The 17,208-nt window shown below is 62.5% G+C and carries 18 protein-coding genes and 1 tRNA gene; 8 read left to right on the top strand and 11 right to left on the bottom strand.

Annotation, left to right across the window (positions count from 1 at the left end; genetic code table 11):
* Positions 1–38: 38 nt before the first annotated feature.
* Both IM737_RS08130 and IM737_RS08135 read right to left on the bottom strand, forming a co-directional pair.
* Positions 39–1,007, bottom strand: a complete 969-nt coding sequence (locus tag IM737_RS08130; RefSeq protein WP_236899419.1) for an acetylxylan esterase — start codon at positions 1,005–1,007, stop codon at positions 39–41.
* A 122-nt stretch (positions 1,008–1,129) separates the two neighbouring features.
* The gene (locus IM737_RS08135; protein WP_236899420.1) at positions 1,130–1,444 is read right to left on the bottom strand and encodes an SH3 domain-containing protein; all 315 of its coding nucleotides are present in this window, start codon (positions 1,442–1,444) and stop codon (positions 1,130–1,132) included.
* Between the two features lie 157 nt (positions 1,445–1,601).
* Here IM737_RS08135 and IM737_RS08140 point away from each other — a divergent pair, with 157 nt between their 5' ends.
* Both IM737_RS08140 and IM737_RS08145 read left to right on the top strand, forming a co-directional pair.
* Complete coding sequence (locus tag IM737_RS08140) at positions 1,602–2,306, top strand: Crp/Fnr family transcriptional regulator (RefSeq protein ID WP_236899421.1); 705 nt, start codon at positions 1,602–1,604, stop codon at positions 2,304–2,306.
* A gap of 26 nt (positions 2,307–2,332) precedes the next feature.
* Complete coding sequence (locus IM737_RS08145; RefSeq protein WP_236899422.1) at positions 2,333–4,150, top strand: CHASE2 domain-containing protein; 1,818 nt, start codon at positions 2,333–2,335, stop codon at positions 4,148–4,150.
* Here IM737_RS08145 and IM737_RS08150 read toward each other — a convergent pair.
* The 3 genes from IM737_RS08150 to IM737_RS08160 all read right to left on the bottom strand — a co-directional run bounded on the left by IM737_RS08150 (position 4,134) and on the right by IM737_RS08160 (position 6,076).
* Positions 4,134–4,772 carry a FecR family protein gene (locus IM737_RS08150; protein ID WP_236899423.1) on the bottom strand — a complete coding sequence of 213 codons (639 nt, stop codon included), beginning with the start codon at positions 4,770–4,772 and terminating at the stop codon, positions 4,134–4,136. The genes IM737_RS08145 and IM737_RS08150 overlap by 17 nt on opposite strands.
* A 158-nt stretch (positions 4,773–4,930) precedes the next feature.
* Positions 4,931–5,164, bottom strand: a complete 234-nt coding sequence (locus IM737_RS08155) for a hypothetical protein (RefSeq protein WP_236899424.1) — start codon at positions 5,162–5,164, stop codon at positions 4,931–4,933.
* Positions 5,165–5,293: 129 nt separating this feature from the next.
* Positions 5,294–6,076, bottom strand: a complete 783-nt coding sequence (locus tag IM737_RS08160; protein ID WP_236899425.1) for a L,D-transpeptidase family protein — start codon at positions 6,074–6,076, stop codon at positions 5,294–5,296.
* A 184-nt stretch (positions 6,077–6,260) separates the two neighbouring features.
* Between IM737_RS08160 and IM737_RS08165 the strand changes: the two genes are divergently transcribed.
* Positions 6,261–7,043: a DeoR/GlpR family DNA-binding transcription regulator gene (locus IM737_RS08165; protein ID WP_236899426.1), complete on the top strand. Its 783-nt coding sequence runs from the start codon at positions 6,261–6,263 to the stop codon at positions 7,041–7,043.
* Positions 7,044–7,172: 129 nt separating this feature from the next.
* Here IM737_RS08165 and IM737_RS08170 read toward each other — a convergent pair.
* The 3 genes from IM737_RS08170 to IM737_RS08180 all read right to left on the bottom strand — a co-directional run bounded on the left by IM737_RS08170 (position 7,173) and on the right by IM737_RS08180 (position 10,013).
* A tRNA-Met gene (locus IM737_RS08170) sits at positions 7,173–7,249 on the bottom strand.
* 80 nt (positions 7,250–7,329) lie between these two features.
* Entirely contained in the window at positions 7,330–8,778 is a 1,449-nt protein-coding gene (locus IM737_RS08175) for a UdgX family uracil-DNA binding protein (protein ID WP_236899427.1), read from the bottom strand.
* Positions 8,778–10,013, bottom strand: a complete 1,236-nt coding sequence (locus tag IM737_RS08180) for a putative DNA modification/repair radical SAM protein (protein ID WP_236899428.1) — start codon at positions 10,011–10,013, stop codon at positions 8,778–8,780. Before IM737_RS08180 ends, IM737_RS08175 begins: the two co-directional genes overlap by 1 nt.
* A 111-nt stretch (positions 10,014–10,124) precedes the next feature.
* Between IM737_RS08180 and IM737_RS08185 the strand changes: the two genes are divergently transcribed.
* Together IM737_RS08185 and IM737_RS08190 are read left to right on the top strand one after the other, a co-directional pair.
* Positions 10,125–10,454 carry a putative quinol monooxygenase gene (locus IM737_RS08185; RefSeq protein WP_236899429.1) on the top strand — a complete coding sequence of 110 codons (330 nt, stop codon included), beginning with the start codon at positions 10,125–10,127 and terminating at the stop codon, positions 10,452–10,454.
* A 106-nt stretch (positions 10,455–10,560) separates the two neighbouring features.
* Positions 10,561–11,511: a ring-cleaving dioxygenase gene (locus tag IM737_RS08190; protein WP_236899430.1), complete on the top strand. Its 951-nt coding sequence runs from the start codon at positions 10,561–10,563 to the stop codon at positions 11,509–11,511.
* A gap of 98 nt (positions 11,512–11,609) precedes the next feature.
* On the opposite strand, the gene IM737_RS08195 is transcribed toward IM737_RS08190, so the two are convergent.
* A complete protein-coding gene (locus IM737_RS08195; RefSeq protein ID WP_236899431.1) occupies positions 11,610–12,197 on the bottom strand; it encodes a hypothetical protein in 588 nt (195 codons plus the stop codon).
* 32 nt (positions 12,198–12,229) lie between these two features.
* On the opposite strand from IM737_RS08195, the gene IM737_RS08200 reads away from it, so the two are divergent.
* Positions 12,230–13,381, top strand: a complete 1,152-nt coding sequence (locus tag IM737_RS08200) for a mannosyltransferase family protein (protein ID WP_236899432.1) — start codon at positions 12,230–12,232, stop codon at positions 13,379–13,381.
* A gap of 48 nt (positions 13,382–13,429) precedes the next feature.
* Positions 13,430–14,017 carry a hypothetical protein gene (locus IM737_RS08205; protein WP_236899433.1) on the top strand — a complete coding sequence of 196 codons (588 nt, stop codon included), beginning with the start codon at positions 13,430–13,432 and terminating at the stop codon, positions 14,015–14,017.
* Here IM737_RS08205 and IM737_RS08210 read toward each other — a convergent pair whose 3' ends face one another.
* Both IM737_RS08210 and IM737_RS08215 read right to left on the bottom strand, forming a co-directional pair.
* Positions 14,018–16,276: a vWA domain-containing protein gene (locus IM737_RS08210; RefSeq protein ID WP_236899434.1), complete on the bottom strand. Its 2,259-nt coding sequence runs from the start codon at positions 16,274–16,276 to the stop codon at positions 14,018–14,020.
* Entirely contained in the window at positions 16,273–16,827 is a 555-nt protein-coding gene (locus tag IM737_RS08215) for an RNA polymerase sigma factor (protein ID WP_236899435.1), read from the bottom strand. The genes IM737_RS08210 and IM737_RS08215 overlap by 4 nt, the downstream gene beginning before the upstream one ends.
* Positions 16,828–16,932: 105 nt before the next feature.
* Between IM737_RS08215 and IM737_RS08220 the strand changes: the two genes are divergently transcribed.
* The gene (locus IM737_RS08220; protein ID WP_236899436.1) at positions 16,933–17,115 is read left to right on the top strand and encodes a hypothetical protein; all 183 of its coding nucleotides are present in this window, start codon (positions 16,933–16,935) and stop codon (positions 17,113–17,115) included.
* Positions 17,116–17,208 lie beyond the last annotated feature (93 nt).

A 17,208-nucleotide genomic window follows, 5' to 3' on the forward strand; every position in this document is an offset into this window, starting at 1 on the left:
GCGTTTTTTGAGCAAAGCAAGCCCCGTCGTAGTTTATCCTACGGCTGAAAGCGCCTGTCGAGCCACGCCATCTGCTCCAGATCCTGGAACGGCCCACCGCCCTCGTGGTTGTTGAACTCGTATTCAACGATGCTCTTTTCACCGGCATAGGCGTTGTAGGCGCCATAGACGGTCGAAGGCGGGCAGATATCGTCCATCACAGCCACCGAGAAAAGCGCCGCTGCTTTCGACTGCCGGGCGAAGTTCACCCCGTCGAAATAGTTCAGCGTTTCGAACACCTTGGCCTTCTTGTCGCGATGCTGCGCCAGGAAACGCACGATCTCGCCATAGGGATCGCGCTGCGCCTTCTGCACCGCGCGAGGATAGTCGCAGAGAAACGGCACATCCGGCATCGCCGCCTTGACGCGCTGATCGATACCCGCCACCGCCAGCGCAATCCCGCCGCCCTGACTGCCGCCGCACACCGCGATCCTGTCGGCATCGACAAAATCCTGCGCCACCAGCGCATCGATCGCCCGCACCCCATCGGTGAACAGCCGCCGATAGTAATAATCGTGTCTGTCGAGGATACCCTTGGTCATCACACCCGGCAGCGATGCCGTGCTGCCGACCGGGTCAGCCGTTGCCCCCATGCTCCAGCCACTGCCCTGCCCGCGTGTATCCATGCGGAAATAGGCGTAGCCCGAGGCCGCCCAATGCAGTTGCTCATGCGGAAAGCTGCGACCACCGCCATAGCCCAGATACTGCACCACCAGCGGCAAGCGCCCACTGCGCAGCGTAGGCAACACCAGCCAGCCCTTGATCGGATGCCCGCCAAAGCCCGGAAACGTCACGTCGAACGCTTCCACAGCCTTCAGTGTCGTCTCTGCCCGTACAATGCTGACTTCGCCCCCGATCGCCCGCGCCTCCGCGATCGTCGCCGCCCAGAAATCAGAGAAGTCCCCGGGTGTCTGAACGCTGCTGACATAAGCGCCGAGTTCAGGTTGAATCAGATCGGGAAACGGCATTGCAGGACCTCGTTTGCATCGGCGGCGACCATGCACCGACACGTTCCTGCGCGCCATATTTTTGTGGTGAGTATAGCGAGGCACCGCCCTGCCGGTTCGGCAGGGCGGCTGAAAAGTCTGGCTCAGTAGCCGTTGCCGGCAGGCTTGTGATAGTTGCCAGCAGGAGCGCTGTAGCTGGCGCAGTAACCGGAGTCGGTGGTCACATAGCGCTGGGCGATCCAGCCCCAACGGCCATTCCAGTTGACGCGGTACCAGCCGTTGCTGACGTAGTCGAGCTCGATGCTGGCGCAGCGCGGAATGCTGCCGATCTTGGCGTAGTAGGTGCCGGCGCCGTCGCGGAAATTGACGCCGCCCGTGGTCCAGCCGGTGCCGGCCGCCATGCTGGCGGTGGTGGTTGCGACGATGACGGCGGCGGCGAACAGAACTCGTTTGAACATGGTGCAGTCCCTTCTTCGGTTGCGGGTCGCCCTCTGCGATCCGATGACCCGACAATGGACCGCGCTCGGATTGCCCGCAGTTCCCTGGGGAACAGGCTTGCAGAGCACTGCGTAATCGGACAGTTTTGCGCCTCGCGGGGGCAAAGGCAGGTTTGACATGGCGCCAGCAAGGACGGGCGTGGCGTTCTGGCGATCGTTCGCGATCTTCGAGGGTTTCGAAGCTGACGCCATTGCCACGCTCGACACGATCGCGATGGCGCGCCACTGGACCGCCAGCGAGAGCATTTTTCAGCGCGGCGACGATGGCGACTATCTTGTTGTTGTCACCGAAGGGCGCATCAAACTGTCTCTGCTCACCGCCGCAGGTCGAGAGCTCACCCTGCGCTACGCCGAGGCCGGCGATATCATGGGCGAGTTGTCTTTGCTGGATGGCGCACCACGCTCGGCAGACGCAACCGCCGCGACAGACACCACGGGCTTGATCCTCATGCGCGGCGACTTCGAGCGCTTGCAGGCGCGGTTTCCGCAGACCGCGACGTCGCTGATCCGCTACCTGTCGCAGCGCTTGCGCGACACGACCGATCAACTGGAATCCATCGCACTGTTCGAAATCGAAGCCAGGCTGGCGCGGTTCCTGCTGCTGAGCATCCGCCAGTATTTCGGCGACGACGCCCCCTCTATGCCGCAATTGCGGCTGGACCTGAGCCAGACCGAGCTGGCGGGCGTCCTGGGCGCCAGTCGGCCCAAGGTCAACCGGGCCATCGTGGCATTGGAGGATTTGGGCGCCATTACCCGCTCCGGACATGTGCTCACCTGCGATCCTGAACAGCTCGCGCTCATCGCCGAACCTGGGGCGACGTGATGCTCGACTGGCGGCGAGGCCTGCCCATGCTGGCAGCGACCATGGTCGCGGCGCTAGGCGCGGCTCTCGTGCTGACGCTGCCCGCTAGCCTTGCCGAGTGGCGCGAGACAGGCCTCGATCGCCTCGTCAGCCTGATGCCGGTGCCAGGTTCGGAGGACATCTTCGTCGTCGATATCGGAACGATCTCCGATAGCGGTGAAGCCTGGAGCCGCGTCGACACGGCTCGCCTGCTGACCGCCATTGCCGATGCCGCACCAAAGGCAGTGGCGCTCGATATCGTGCTCAGCGCCAATTGTGCGGCAAACCCGGCCAATGAAGCCCTGGCAGCGGCGATCGCCAAAGTCCCGACGACGCTTGGATTTCTCTTGGGGCCGAGCGGCGGCCAGCCCCGCCCCGCACCTAACATCGCGGCTAGCGAGGGTCTTGCACTGCCTTCGATCTGGCAGTCATCCGGCGCCGAGCGTGCTTGCCCCGCCTTCGAAGCAGCCGCTACCGGGGCTGGCGCCGCCTCGCTTGCCGGCGGCATGGACGCCATGATCCGCGAGGCCCCGGCGCTCGCCGTCGTCGGCGGCACCGCCTATCTCGGCCTGGCACCCGATGCCATACGGCTCGCAAAGGGCTCCGCGTCGACGCTGATCGGCGGTGACCCGGCCTGGCTGCGCATCTTCGGTGCGCCGGTCGAGATCGGACCGTCGGCGACGCTGCGCTTCCACCCCGGATTGCCCGCCCAATGGCACAGCCGCACCATCGACGCAGCGGCCCTGCTGGCCGACAATGCCGTGGCGCAGCGCCTGACCGACAAGATCGTCTTTGTGGGCAGCAGCGTTCCTGGCGCAGGCGCTTTGCGCGCCACCTCCAGCAGCCCGGTGCATCCATCCGTGCAGATCCATGCCGACCTAGCCGCTGGTCTGCTCTCAGGCCGATTGCCGCATCGCCCCGTGACCGCCAACGCCACCGAGGCATCGGCCTCGCTCATCGGGGGCATTGCCGCTGGATGGTTGGGCGTAGCACTGGCGCCGCTCTTTGCCGGACTGTTGATCGTCGGTCTGGCCATCATATGGATATCAGGAACGGTCGTCCTCGCCCTGCAGGGCGGCAGCCTCCTCGATCCGATTGCGCCACCCATCATCATCGCACTGGCCGGTCTTGCGGCAGTCCTGACCCAGGCCGCCCGCACACGCCGTGCCGAGACGGCGCTGCGTCGCCGCATCGGGCAATTGCTGCCGCCCGGCGTTGTCGCCCGTTTCGTGCGGGAGCCAAACCTGCTGCGGCTGGAGGGCGAAGAACGTCAGGTGACGGCGCTCTTCACTGATATCGAGGGATTCACCCAATCCCTGCAGGGGGTCGAGCCGCGACGCTTCGTCGGCATCCTCGACGCCTACTTTACCGGCATGACGCGGATCGTGCTGGCACATGGCGGCATGATCGACAAACTGGTGGGCGACGCCGTCCACGCGCTGTTCAACGCGCCGGCCGACCTGGAGGGCCATGTCGACAAGGCCATTGCCTGTGCGGTGGAAATGCAGGCCTTTGGCGAGAGCTTTCGGCTGCAACCGGAAATGCAGGCGTTGGGCTTCGGTCGCACCCGCATCGGCGTTGAAACCGGCATGGTCATTCTGGGCGACGTGGGCCCGGCCGACAAGATCGACTACACGGCGCATGGCGTCGCCATTAACATGGCGGCACGGCTGGAGCAGGCCAACAAGGCGCTGGGCACCAGCATATGTGTTGGCCCCAGCGCAGCCGCGCTGGCCACGACCAGCCTGAGCCCGCTCGGCATGATCGAGGTCCGCGGTTTCGGCCAGGTGGCCGTTTACAGCCCAACCGCTAGCGTCCGACCCTGACGCTGGCATAGGCCTCTTCGACACGGGCCTGGCCCCACTTGACGACAGGTCCGGGCGGCGCGCCCTCTCCTTCAAACTCCACGCCTTCCCCCGCCACCAGGATCCGCTCCTCGCCGCCTCCAGTGACAGAGACCGAGCCGTGATCGACAAAGACAGAGAACTTGCCCTTGGTCGGGCCGGCGAAGAAGGTGGTGCCGCGCACGCCGATCTGGCCGAACGCAGTCAGGATGGTGATATCGGTTGGCGGCAGGTCGGCTGGGCGATCGAACAGCATGGCGCCGCCCATCGAGATGGTGCCGCCCTGATCCACGATGAACTGATCGATAGTCAATTCGCTGCTGGCACCCAGGTTGATCTTCGTGCGGTCGTCGAGCAGCAACAGCGCGAAGCCATCCTCGCGCGTCATCACACGGTCGGCGATCATCAACGGATCGTCAGGCGAGAGGTTGAGACTGGCGGTATCGCGCTCGAGCTCCACCAATCCGTCGATCGAAACGACTTTGCCGATCGGGCCATTGCCCAAAGCCGGAAATACGATGACCCCGGCACCACCCAGACCCATCAGGGCCAGCAGACGGCGTCGACCAATGGTCCGGCGACGTCCATACCGCGCAGTAGTCATTCAGACCTCCCTTTGTATCGTCTCCATCAATGCAGTTTGCGATCGTATCGGGCATCGGACACCTGTCCGATGCTGTCCAATTCTGGTCGTCTAAAGGACCGCACTTGCTGTCGGCAGTACGACGATAGCATCAAACTCCGCAGTGCGGTCTGGCCGCTTCACGCGGTCACAACGGCGTCGGTGGCAGTGGGAGCAATATAGCGGGGCAGCAGGTAGGCATGTCCCCGAGTTACCACCCAATCCTTGCACACCACGCCATGCTCATCGGCATCGGCGCAATCGGCGATCAAGACGGCGGGCTGCGGTGTCAGGTGGGTGACATTTGGCTGGTTGGCATGGGCTGCCGAGGCAAAAGCGAGAACGAAGATGGTGGTGAGTGCGGTGCGGATCATTTGGAGCTCCTGAGTTGCTCGGTTTTCGATGATCCTGTTGTAGAGCGCCTCATTGGCTGTGGCTGTTCCGCACGAAACAGCTGCACAGACCGGTCGGCTATGATCAAACGACGACCGCCCTCAAGCCAGCTACAACCCGGCCATGGTAGAGAAATTGCCCACGGGGCATGGCCCGAACGGATCCAGCGGCGCCGTGCGCGGATCGTTGCGGTTGAAGACGTAGCGGCGTTCGCACACATCCCAACTCGGCGGGCGCTTGGTGGCATCGAAGATATCGGTGCCGGCCTTGAGGTCGCGCCAGAAGGCGGCATGCGGGCTCGAGGCGTTCATGGTCAAGTTCGCCTCGGTCATCCGGAACGGTAGCAACTGCAGCTGGAACGAGGCATTGCCGCCCTTGAAGGTTTCGCGGGCCAGCGCGTAGATTTCCTTGATGCCGGCATCGGTCATGGCAAAGCACCCCACCGACTTGCAGTCGCCATGCACCATCAGATAGCTGCCAGTACGGGCCAGGGCCTGGTCGAATTTGTTGGGAAAGCCGACATTGAAGGCGAGGTAATATGATGACTTGGGGTTCAGCATGCCCGGCGTCACGTCGTAGAAGCCTTCCGGCGACTGGTAATCGCCCTCGCGCACCTTGGGCCCGAGTTCACCCGACCATTTGCAGATCGGGTACGTCTTGAGCAGCACGTAGTCGCCGCTGCCGGTGCGCTTCCACACCTCCAGCTCGGACGACTGCTTGTAGACGCGGATCATCATCGGCTCCGATGGTGACGAGCCGATCTCCGCCATGCGATCGACCAAGGCCTTGGGCAGCGGCACATTGTGGCGGTTGTCGCCGACGAACTGGCTGCAAGCGGCAAGGGTCGTTGCAATCAGAAGCAGGCCGGCAGCGCGGAGCGCGAGCTGAAACATGGTTCGATCCCGTTGAGGTTCAGGAAACCATAGGAGGCAGGAGTTACCAGTCGGTGACCGGCCGGCCCCGTGCTGTTGCAAACCCAAAGGTTTCGGTCGCCATGACAGGGCAAAGCCTGACCTTCCCTTTCGATAACTTTCGTTTTGATCTAGCATTGCAAAGAGCGAAACCAGGGTTGTATCGATGGAAACCCACGAACGGCATGCGCAGATCGTCGAGATTGCCAAGCTCCGTGGCCGTGTCTCGGTGAACGACCTTGTGCTTGAGTTCGGCGTTTCTCCGCAGACAATCCGCAAGGATCTCAATGACATCTGCAACCGGGGCTTGCTCAAGCGCAGCCATGGCGGAGCCGTGTTCCCATCCAGCATCGAGAATATGGAATACGAGGCGCGCCGGCAGATTGCGGCGCGTGAAAAAGATGCGATCGGCCGGGCTGCTGCCCGACTGATCCCCAACAACTCGTCGCTGTTCATCAATATCGGCACAACCACCGAGGCCGTCGGCCAGGCCCTGCTCGATCACGCAGGTATGATGGTGATCACCAATAACATCAATGTTGCCAACAAGATGCGGGTCTACCCGCAGTTCGAGGTGGTCATATCGGGCGGCATCGTCCGCGCCTCGGATGGCGGCATCGTCGGAGAAGCTGCCGTCGATTTCATCAAGCAGTTCAAGGTGGACTATGCCGTGATCGGCGCGTCCGCTATTGACGCCGATGGCGCCCTGCTCGATTTCGATTACCGCGAAGTGAAAGTCGCGCAAGCGATCATTGCCAATGCCCGCAACGTCATTCTGGTCTCGGACTCAACGAAATTCGAACGCACCGCACCGGTCCGGATTGCCCATCTCTCGCAGGTCAACACCTTCATCACCAACCTCTGCCCCCTGCCCTCGATCAAGACCATCTGTCGCGAGGCCGGGGTGAACCTGATCGAGACGAATCCGGTATCACTCCGTTTCACTTAAGCCTGTCACAAAGCCAACAAGGGGAGCATTTCTGAAAGCGCGGCAGCCAAACGATCGGCGCAGAAACAGCCCGCAAGGTTCCCACCAGCCCCAGAAACAAAAAACCCCCGGTTTCCCGGGGGTTTTTATTGGTAGCGAAGCCCAGATTTGAACTGGGGACACACGGATTATGATTCCGCTGCTCTAACCAACTGAGCTACTCCGCTTCAAGGAGCGCGCGGGTTTCCCCGGCGACGCACTTACTAGTTTTAGCACGTTCGCCTGTCAAGCCGCTACCCCGGCCCGATCAATGCTTTGAGCGCAAGCCCGCAATGGCGTCGCGCACCAGCGCCAGGTCAGCCTCGAATTTGGCCTGCTCGCGCGCCTTACCCTCGGCATCGGGAATGCGCAGCAGGTAGGAGGGGTGGTTGGTCACGAACAGCAAAGTGCCGTCGTCCAAGGTCATTGGCCTGCCGCGCAGCTTGCTGATAGTGTCGGTCTTGCCAAGCAGGCTTTGCGCTGCCGTAGCGCCCAGCGCGACGATCACCCTGGGTTTGACGAAACCAATCTCCAGATCGAGCCAGAATTTGCAGGCTTGCACCTCGCCACCATCGGGGCGCTGGTGAATGCGGCGCTTGCCGCGCGGCTCGAACTTGAAGTGTTTGACGGCGTTGGTGACATAGACACGGGAGCGATCGATGCCCACTTTCTGTACAGCCGCATCCAGCACTTTGCCGGCCGGTCCTACAAACGGCTTACCAGCCAGATCCTCCTGATCGCCCGGCTGCTCGCCGACGAACATGACGTCAGCCTGCTCCGGCCCTTCGCCGAATACGGCCTGCGTGGCGTGCTCGTAGAGCGGGCAACGCTGGCAACCCAGCACGGCAGCACGGGCGTCGCGCAAACTGGAAATTTCGCTAGTCTGTTCAACCGCTTCAGCATCACGGACCTGCTGCCGCAGATGGCGGGAAGGTGGTTGTGTGGCCACCCGTTCGATCATTTCGGCCTCCATCTCTCGTGCCCCGCGGATCAGGGGAGCAATGAGTTCGGCCTCGGGCAGGTTGCGCCAGTATTTCATCGGCATTTCCGACTTCATCATCGCGACCTTGAGCCGGGCCGGATTGAAGATCGAACCGAAATAGGTCTTCCAGTCGGCCTCAACCGCATCGTCCTGCGGCACGTCGGATTTGTATCCGCCTGGCCCGAAGGCGAGACTCTCGCCATCCCAATAGGCGCTGCGATAGGGCGTGACGATGGCCCAGATCATGCCATCGAAGCGCCGCGCGAAGAATGGCGCCGTCGCCTCCAGCGTATAGTGTTCGGGCTCGAACCAGGCGGCGTAGCGCTCGAGGCCACTGTCATCCACGATCGCCTTGAAGCGCACGAAGGCCTTCATCTTGTGGCTGTCGCGGCGGACGGCGCTGGCCATGCGGGTCAGTCGCACCAGATCAGAATCGGAAGCCGTTTCGATCAGCCCGCGATCACCCAGTAATCGCCAGAGGAAGCGGTAGAGCAGTCCGAACCGCTCAGGCTCGGAATGATTGATCGCCTGCTGCGCCAGTTCGATGAAGGCGGGCGGCACGGCACCGACCGGACGATCTCCCTGCACCAGGGCCACATCGCCAAACAAGCCGCCTGCGGCTCCGGGCTCCAGCCAGTCCACCTGGTCGGGCGGCACACCCGCCGCCAACAACTGTCGTGCTATGTTCCGCCACTCGGCGAAGTCGTTGAGCGCCTGCAGGCGGACCGTATGCACTAGAACAGGCTCAGTTGCTCGGGCTGGGGCGTCAGCCTGGCCCGCAACCGCTGGTCATCTGTCAACCCGCCCGGCGTCCAGTCCACGGCTTCGATGAAGGGGCGAACCTTGTCGATCGAGCCGGCAATCCGGGCCACATCGTCCAGCCCCAGGCTGTGGTGCCGGCGCGTCGCGATAATGCGATCGATGCTTCGCGTCCCCAGCCCCGGCACGCGCAGCAGCATCTCCCGATCGGCCCGATTGACGTTCACCGGAAACCGCGCCCGGTTCTTCAGCGCCCAGGCCAGTTTTGGGTCGATGCCGAGATCGAGCAGCCCGCCTTCCCCGCCCGACATGACTTCGGGCACGTCGAAGCCATAGAAACGGATGAGCCAGTCGGCTTGATAGAGCCGATGCTCCCGCATCAGCGGCGGCGGCTTGAGCGGCAGGCGGGAACTGCTGTCGGGAATGGGCGAGAAGGCCGAATAATACACCCGCCGCAGTTTGTAGCCCGAGTAGAGCCCTGCCGCCCGGTGGAGAACAGCGCCATCGTCGGCCGCATCGGCCCCGATGATCATCTGCGTCGATTGCCCCGCCGGTGCAAACTTGGCCGGCTTGGCCTTGGCCTTCTTGTCGGGCCCCGCTTCGTCGAGCTTGCCGCGCACCCGCGCCATGGCGGTACGGATTTCGCTCGGCTTCTTTTCCGGCGCCAGCGTTTCGAGGCCAATATCGGTCGGCATTTCGATATTGGTCGAGAGCCGGTCGGCCCAGCGCCCTGCTTCCGCCAGCAATTCGGGCGCAGCGTTGGGGATCACTTTGAGGTGGATATAGCCGGCAAAGAGGTGATCTTCGCGCAGGCTGCGCGCCACGCGAACCAGTTCCTCCATCGTATAGTCTGGCGAGCGGATGATGCCCGACGACAGAAACAGGCCCTCGATATAATTGCGCTTGTAGAAATCGAGGGTGAGCTTGACCACTTCCTCCACGCTGAACCGTGCCCGCACCACGTTGGACGACGACCGGTTGACGCAATAGATGCAGTCATAGACGCAGAAATTGGTCAGCAGGATTTTGAGCAGGCTGATGCACCGTCCATCCGGCGCATAGGAGTGGCAAATGCCGCTGCCCTCGGTCGAGCCGATGCCGCCGGTACCGGCGCTATTACGTTTCTCCGAGCCACTGGACGCGCAGGATGCATCATATTTAGCCGCATCCGACAGAATGGCGAGCTTGCGGCGTAGGGTGAGCGCGGCCATTGTTGTTCCCTTTATGTTCATGAAAGGGATAGCGCAAAACCTGGAGTCGGCGCATATCAAAATGACAGGTGTCGTGGTTTTGTGATCGATATAGCGGGAGGAGTTTTACCGATGGACATTCTGAACGATCTGCCGGGCGAGGGCCCAATATCCTTGATCGCCGAATTTACCGCCCGTCCACTACAGGGCGAGGCAGTGGCCGAACTTCTCGCCGGCCTCGCAACCAAAGTGCGACAGGAGCCCGGCAACATCGCCTTCGATTGCTTCCGGAGGCTGGACGACAGCGCCAAGTTCGTCGTCTACGAAATCTATCGCGACAAGTCCGCCTTCAAAGCCCACATCTCTGCCGACTATGGCGCCGTCTTCAATGCCCGGTTGCGCGAGCTGATCGTCGAACCGAACTCGGTCCTGACATTCCTGACGCCGCTCGCCGTTCGATAATCGACATCAGTCCGTCGCGATTGGCCTGCTCCTCAAACGTGATGGCGTTGTCTACATCTTGCTCAACACGGTGCGTAACAACCCGCGCCGCTACAGGAGACATAAAATGACGCTCGAACTCGGAGGCATCCATCACCTCACGGCAGTGACCGCAGAAGCCAAGAAGAACCTCGCCTTCTACACCCAGACCCTGGGCATGCGGCTGATCAAGAAGACGGTCAACCAGGACGACACCACCGCCTATCACCTGTTCTACGGGGACGGCGTAGCCTCGCCGGGCGCTGACCTGACCTTCTTCGACTTCGACGCACCGCGCGAAACGCGTGGCAATCACACGGTGGGTCGCACCGGTCTGCGTGTCGATAGCGAGGACAGCCTCAACTGGTGGAAGACCCATCTGCAGAGCCACAATGTCGGCACGTCGGCCATCAAGGAACGCAACGGCCACCTCTCGCTCGATTTCGAGGACTTTGAGGGTCAGCGCTTTCGCATGGTGATCGATGCCGCCAACACGGTCGTGCCCTGGGCCAAATCGCCCGTGCCCTCAGAACGGCAGATCATCGGGCTGGGCCCGATCACTCTGTCGGTGCCGCGGCTCGATCGCACCGAGGCCGTGCTGACGCAGGTGATGAACATGCGCAAGGTTCGCCAATATGCCATGACCAGCCACACGCCCGAGACCCATGTCTTCGAAATGGGCCCAGGCGGCCCGGCAGCCGAACTGCATGTGGCGGTCGATCCGAACCTGCCCCCGGCGCGTCCGGGTGCAGGCGGCGTCCACCACGTCGCCTTCCGCACGCCCGATCAGGATACCCTGCGTCAGTGGATCGAACGGGTGACCAAGGCCGGCATCCGCTCGAGCGGCGAAGTGGAGCGCTTCTATTTCACCTCGCTCTACTTCCGCGAGCCCAATGGCATCCTGTTCGAACTCGCCACCGACGTCCCCGGCTTCGCAGCCGACGAGCCGATGGAAACGCTTGGGGAAAGCCTGGCTTTGCCCCCTTTCCTCGAAGGGCGCCGCGCCAGCATCGAAGCGGGCTTGAAGCCGCTGGTTTGAACGCAATGCAGGGCGCTCATAGTCGAGCGCCCTGCCATATCTGTGTAGTCGATCCGTTATTTTTACCAACTTCGTCGCATGACTGCGAATGAGTTAATTTAGTGTTGATACAAAGTCTTGGATGTGATTGTTTGTAACTGCGGCAGGTAGAAGTCCCATTGGGAACTTCGTGTAGGAGTTTGTGTGATGAGTACGCAAGTACCCGCCGCGCGCAGGCGTCGCTTTGGCACAATGGCGAAAGCCGTCAGCATCACCTCAGCAGCCGTTTTGATTGCCGCCGTTATTGTTGTTCCGGCAACGGCAATTGAAAATGTCCGCCGCGAAGTTCGCCATTTCTTCGAGTGCCTTGAGCTGATGATTTCGGATCCCGAAACGCACGCGGTCGAGTGCCTTCCGAACAACATCCCTACTGGCCTGGAGTCGCTTTCAGGCACTGGCGGAGGTAGCCCGTCTAGGGACATCCCGGCCACGACGGCAACACCAACGACCACGACGACCCCGACCAGTACGGTTGCACCGACATCCACGGTCACGCCGACGTCTACCGTAACACCCACATCGACGGTCACGCCTACAACTACCGTCGTTCCTACCACCACGGCCGTGCCAACCACGACTGCGGTACCAACCACGACTGCCGTACCAACCACGACAGCATTACCCACAACTACGGCCGTACCGACCACGACCTCGCCACCGACCTGAGGCGACGCGGTTCGTGGACTATGCGGTTCTGACCCGAGCGACATCGCGCCGCCTAATCGGCGCGGGTGCCGTCGTTCTCCTGGCCCTCGCTGGCCTGGCTCTCCGCTACGCAGTGTTTGCCAATACAGCCGGGCATTCCGGCCTCATCGCCTATGCCGATGCCCTCTGCGTGTGGGACTGCGCGTGGTACAAGCACATCATCGAGCATGGCTACGATCTGGAGCCGAGCGGCGCCTTTCGCCCCGGCGCCGCCAACTGGGCCTTCTTTCCGCTCTATCCGCTCGCAGCCGGCGCCACGCACTATCTTACGGGCTTGCCCATTTCTCTCGCCGGCATGCTGGTTTCCACGACTTTCATCATTGCCGCAATCCTCCTCGGCCGGCCCTTGTTCCCCAACGACCGCAGCTACTGGATGTTTGCGTTCCTGCTGACCAACGGGCCTTTCTCGGTCATATTCTCGACACTCTACACCGAGAGCCTCTTCATCCTGCTCACTGTGGTAACGTTAGCTCGCCTGCAGCGTGGCGACGTTCTTTACGCAGGGCTGGCCGCCGGCCTCCTGTCCGCGACCCGCACGACCGGCATTCTCATGGGTCCCGCCATCCTGCTGGAGGTGGTCCGCCAGCATTTTGCGGCGGGCGGTCGCCTGCTCGGCCTACCAAAGGCTGTCATCACCAATTCCCGCACAGTGCTCGGGCTGGCGCTCGCACCCGTGGGTGCCCTTTGCTACATGGTCTACCTTCATGTCCATATGGGGGACGCCCTGGCTTTCGCCCATATCCAGCGCGCCTGGGGTCGGGATATTGGCGATCCGTTGCGCGCGCTTTGGTCCGCCATAACCCCGACAAATGTGCTGCACCCCGACGCGATGATCATCGCTGTCTGGGGTGGCGCCGCCATCTTCGGGCTGGCGATCAGCCTGTTCCTCGCATGGCGGCGACTGTGGGGCGCCGCACTGTTTTCCGTACTGGTTATCCTGCTTTCGCTTGGCAACGGCGTCGGCTCGATGGTCCGGTTCATTGCCGGGCTCGCGCCGATCAGCGTGGGGCTGGCGCGGTTGCTCGCGGCCAACCGGATCATCGCCGTATTGGTGCTGCCGCCACTGCTGTGGCTAAACTGGCTGGTCACCACAGGCTGGATACGCTCTTCGTTCTTCTTGATGTAAGCCATGGCAGCACCCTCAAACAATCACGCCGACCTGGTTCGCTACGCATTGGCCGCGATTATTGGTCTGCTTGCGGTAACCGTGTTGGCGCTCGTGAAGAACCCGCACGTTAATGACCAGTACCGCGCCTATTTTATTGATCGGACAACCGATTGCTGGCCGCTTCCGATCGACGGAGCCATCGCCTGGGGCGAGCAACTGTCCTTTGTCGGCGCTGCGGCCGTTTCCCCGACCTATCCCTTGCGGCGCTGCGGTTGGATGGAACCGCAAGATACCGGCACCTGGTCGATGGGCCCGGAGGCCGTGCTGCGCCTCAACCCTGGTCCGCGCGCCCGTGATCTGCTGCTTGACCTCGAAATGCTGCCTTTCGTAACAACCGAGAGCCCGGTGCAGACGGTGCGCCTGACATTGGCAGGGACCGACCTGGCGACGCTTACGTTGGACGCTGCCTCGTCACCGCAGCATCGCTTCATATTGCCGGCGGCACTGGCCAGCTCCAGCGGGCCAATCGATGTTGGCTTTCACTTTCCGACCGCCCATTCGCCCTCCGCCGCCGGCATGAACGACGACAGGAGGCGGTTGGCTATCCGCCTCCTGTCGGTTCGCATCACTGAGGCGGATGGGACCGCCCACTGATTATTGCTGCGGCGCGCATTCCCCGGTAATGCCCATGATGCAGCCTTGGTCGGGCGCGCTCGTATCACCCTCCGGGACGACCACCGCATCCGGCTTCAGCAGGCTCGTCGTCTTGATCAGCTGGATAAATTCGGCGCGATAGCCGCTTTCGTCCTCACCCTTGCCGGACCGTGCCAGGTCGGCAACCTCAGCCCAGGTCATGGCATTGCCATAGTCGGACCCCTTGAGCTTCTGCCCGAAGGCGGCCACGGCTGCCGCAAACCGCATGTCATCGCTGACTGCGCCGATATCGGCATAAACAATGCTCGGCGTTACCGGCTGTTCCATCAGCTGGCTGACATCGCTGTCCGGCAGCTTGTAGCGCATCTTGAGGAAGGCGATTTCACCAGGCGCATCCGTCGTCGCAACCGCCGCCGGGTCTGCCCCTTCGGCGCCATAGCGCAGCGGATCGACCAGTTCGGCGCCCGAACCGGCAGGGGTGATCTCGTAGATCGCCGTCACTGTATGCCCGGCACCGATATCGCCGGCATCGACCGCGTCATTGTTGAAATCCTCGCGGTTGAGCGCACGGGTCTCGTAGCCGATCAGCCGATACTCCGACACCACCGCCGGGTTGAATTCGACCTGGATTTTCACGTCCTTGGCGATCATTTCGAGCGTCGAGCCGCCCTCTTCCACCAGCACCTTCTGCGCTTCGCGGAAGTTGGAAATGTAGGCGGCGTTACCATTGCCGTTCTGCGCCAGCGCCTGCATCGTCGCGTCATCGAGATTGCCGCGACCGAAGCCCAGCACCGACAGGGTCACACCGCTATCGCGTTTGGCCTTGATGAAGGTCTCGAGGTCTTCGGGGTTGTCGATGCCGACATTGAAGTCGCCGTCGGTGGCGAGGATCACGCGATTTGTTCCCCCGGTGACCCGACCCTGCTCGGCCAGCCGATAGGCCAGCTCGATGCCTTCGGCGCCGGCCGTGCTGCCACCGGCAGACAGCATGTCAAGCGCGCCCAGGATCTTGGCCTTCTCGGTCGCTGCCGTGGGCTCCAGCACCACACCGGCCGAACCGGCATAGACCACGATGGACACCGTATCGTTAGCCGACAGCTGGTCGACCAGCAGCGCGAAGGCGCGCTTGAGCAGCGGCAGCTTGTCGGGCTCGTCCATCGATCCGGAGGTGTCGATCAGGAACACCAGGTTGCTCGCCTTGTCCTCGGTGACCGCGGGCACATAGCCCTTGATGCCTATATGCAGCAGCTGCGTCTTGGCGTTCCACGGCGTCGGATAGACCGCCATGGTCGGCTTGAACGGTACGGCGGCGCTGTCGGCCGGCGCATAGTCGTAGGGGAAGTAATTGAGCATTTCCTCGATGCGCACGGCATCGGGCTCGGGCAGATAGCCGTCCTCGATCATGCGGCGCACATAGGAATAGCTGGCCGTATCGACATCAATCGAGAAGGTCGAGACCGGCTCGTCGACAACGACCTTGAGCCGCTGCTCGTCGAAACTGGTGAATTCGTCGCCGCTCGGTTCGGTCGGCAGCGCCACGACCGACGTCGGCATCGGGGCCGGCGCCGCCAGATACATGTCGCTCTCGGCCGTTGCACCGGCAGGAGCCATCGTCGTCATCGGCGCGGCGACAGTGCCGCCCACCATGGGCGCAGCTTCCTGGCGCGCCACTTCCATGTCCGCCAACCCATCGTCGAGGTCCGCAGCGATCTCACCGGCGACCATGGGCTCTGGCGCCGCGACGGTCTGGTCACGACCAACCTGCGGGACGGCAACCGTCTTGGGCGCCGTGCTGGGGATGGTGTTGGCCACCGGCTGATCGGCTGCGGCCATCCGTGTATCGGAAGGCTCTTCTTCTACGGGCGCCACCTCGGTCGTCACCGCCACCGGATCATTCGCCACCGGCGTCTGGTCGATCACCACCGGCCGCGTGACTGGCACATCGGCGGGCGTCATCGAGGTCGACGTATAGAGCTGGTAGCCGAGCGGCAGGATCAGCAGGGCAACGGCGGCAGTGCCGATGGGGAGACGCATGTCCATGATCGATTTCCCTTTCAAGGAAGTGATGATGGACGTGAGACGCTGGCCCCAATTGTTTCCTTGGGTGGTGGGCGAAGATTTTTTGGCTTCGATATTTTTGGCGGCTTCGAACGCCGCCATGCCAGCCGCCATTGCCCGCTTGCGGGCCTCGGCGCGCGGGTCCGGCGCTTGGGCGCCTTTGAGCTGGTCGAATGGATCGGGCATGTTGTCGTCGCTCATAGCAGCCCCCTCAGGGTCTTGCGTGCCTCATGGACATGGAACGACACCGTCGCTTCTTTGATGCCCATGATTTCGGCCGCCGCCGCGTGGCTCAATTCCTCCGCATAGACCAGCAGCACCGCGTCGCGCTGCTTTTCCGGCAAGGTGCGGACCGCAGCCCAGAGCTGGCGGCTGGTCGCCGCTTCTTCCTGGCTTGGCGGCTCATCCTCCGGCGTAACCTGGGCATAGGCGTCGACATGCTGGCCGCGCCGCTTACCCGCTCGCTGCATGTCGCGCACCGCATTGAGCGTGATCCGATAGACCCAGCTCGAAAACGCAGAGCGCCCGTCAAACTGGGCGATGACACTGCCGAGCTTCACGCAGACATCCTGCGCGATATCTTCGGCATCAACGCGGTTGCCACACCATTTCCAGGCCGTGCGATAGATCAAGTCGTAGTGATCCGCGAGAAGGTCGCCAAAGGCCTCGGCATCGCCATTGCGCGCACGAACGACCAGCGCCAGCGTTACCGCTTTCGCTGCATCGATCGGTACTGCGGCAGTCAGTCCCATCACCGGCGCATGCACTCGTGCCTTACCTCTGGCATCATTGTAGTGGTAAGACGCCGCCGGAAACCCGATCCTTGGGTCGTATGCAAAGATTTATTTGAGGCCACCATGGAAGAACCCAAGCAGAGCCCGTTTGCATTGAACAAGGGACGCGTGCTCATCCTGGCACTGGGCGCCCTGATCGTGGTGATTGCACTCTCCACCTGGTTCGGCGGCATCAACGCGTACCAGTCCCTGCGCGAGGCCAATGCGGAAGCGACGACTGCCACGCAGGAGCAGACCGCTCAATAGCGCCACACCCTCGTGGTTCGAGGCGCTGAAGAAGCGCACCTCACCATGAGGACTGTTTGAAGCACCGAGTCTACAGCAACCCTCATGGTGAGG

The organism is Devosia sp. SL43, from assembly GCF_021729885.1.
GTDB lineage: Bacteria > Pseudomonadota > Alphaproteobacteria > Rhizobiales > Devosiaceae > Devosia.